Origin of the sequence: Pelagivirga sediminicola, from assembly GCF_003072125.1 — a bacterium.
Classification (GTDB): Bacteria; Pseudomonadota; Alphaproteobacteria; order Rhodobacterales; family Rhodobacteraceae; genus Roseovarius; species Roseovarius sediminicola.
On the sequence record NZ_QCYH01000057.1, the window covers coordinates 1 to 1,574 of the forward strand.

Here is a 1,574-nt window from a genome sequence, read left to right on the forward strand (position 1 = left end):
GCCGCATCGATCCTGTCCAGATAATTGGTCGTGCAGACGAGCATGACGCCCTCATTTTCGGCCAGACCATCGAGGGCCAGCAGGAAGGCATTGATGACCTGCGTGCGGTAGTTGGTGTTATGGCGCTCGGGATCGCCGCGGTCGCCCACGGCATCGATCTCATCGATCACGAGGATCGCCGGAGCGGCCGCCGCAGCTTCTGCGAAAGACTCGCGCATGGCGCGCAGCATGTCTCCGAGATGTCCTTTCGCCTGCCATTCGGCGAAGCTGCCCCGTACCAGCGTCGCGCCCGCGCTACCCGCCATGGCGGTTGCGAGATGCGACTTGCCGGTGCCAGGAGGGCCGTAGAACAGTACCGACCGCTGGACATCGTGCCACGCAACATCACCTGCTGACCAAGCTTGCAGATCAGATACCATGCGGCGCGCGATCGCCTCTGCGTCGCCGTACCCTTCGATGTCGTCGAGGCTCAGCGGGTGGTGGGTTGCCGGTGTCACCACGAGATCGGCCAGCCGCGCCGCAATGGCTTTTGGCGTGTCGGCGCGAAGGGCGAGCATCAGGGACGCGTCTGAAAGGCGCGCAAGCTCCACGTCAATCGGCAGCGCATCAAAGACGCGTGGATCGATTTTGCCTGTCGCGCTGCCGTGCGCTGCGATGATCGCCATCACCACGTCCCGCGACAGCGACGCCAGTCGGAGGGGCTCCGGAAGGGCGCACCGGATGTCGTCCGGAATAGCAGCGCGGTCTTCCGTGACAGTCAGGACGGGGCACGGCGCCTCAAGGCCTCGGATAAGGGCTTCGGTGGCTTCTTGCGTGGAACGGACTTTCTTCCGGTCATCAGGGCCGATCTCGATCACGCATAGATCGGGCGCACGTTTCGGGTCTCCAAGCTTAAGGGCTTGAACGACCTGAGCGTCCTCCGGCAGGATCGTCGCAGCGAGCATGAGGTGGACATCGCTCAGATCCACATCCTCGCCCGTCTCGATCACTGTGACTGCATTTGCTTTCATGATTGCGGCTACGCGGTCCGGCGTACGAAGGGTTGCGCAAAGGCGAAACAAAAACGCGAGGTCGTTGGCGGGCACGTGGACGGCAGGACGGCTGCGTTCATCACTGTCAAACGCTAAAGGATCGCCACCCGCGTCAAGCACCTCAAGCTGATCATGCAGCGGGATCTGCGTCGCCGTCGGAGATGCAGCCAGCCAGTCCAGCGGGCCGGAATTGCGATCCGACATCTTGCGTTCCGTGCGACCTGGGCGCTCGCGCCGCTGCCACGGACGGGAGCCGTCGAAGCGTAGATCGTCAGTGTAGCGCAGATACTCATCGCGCAGACGGATGAGCGCGGTGGCGGCGAGAGGGGCCCAGTCGGGCTTGGTGTAGGTCATGAGGATGTCCTTCGTGGAGGCAAGCAAAGGGGTGTCCCCGCGCGAAGGCGCGCGGGGGAAGCAGGGTCTGGCGTTGAGTGAGCGGCGGGGGGGCTCAGCCCTGGTCAGTTCTCGGACGGAGGCTTGATCTTGGTCTTGCGCGGCCACCTGGGGCTCTCGATCTCGTCGAGCATCCGCCGGATGATCGGC

General features: G+C 64.1%; 1 protein-coding gene. It reads right to left on the reverse strand.

The window, feature by feature from the left end; genetic code table 11:
* On the reverse strand, nucleotides 1–1,385 hold a 1,385-nt coding region (locus DC366_RS19425; RefSeq protein WP_119851599.1), incomplete at its 3' end, for an ATP-binding protein.
* Nucleotides 1,386–1,574: the final 189 nt, after the last annotated feature.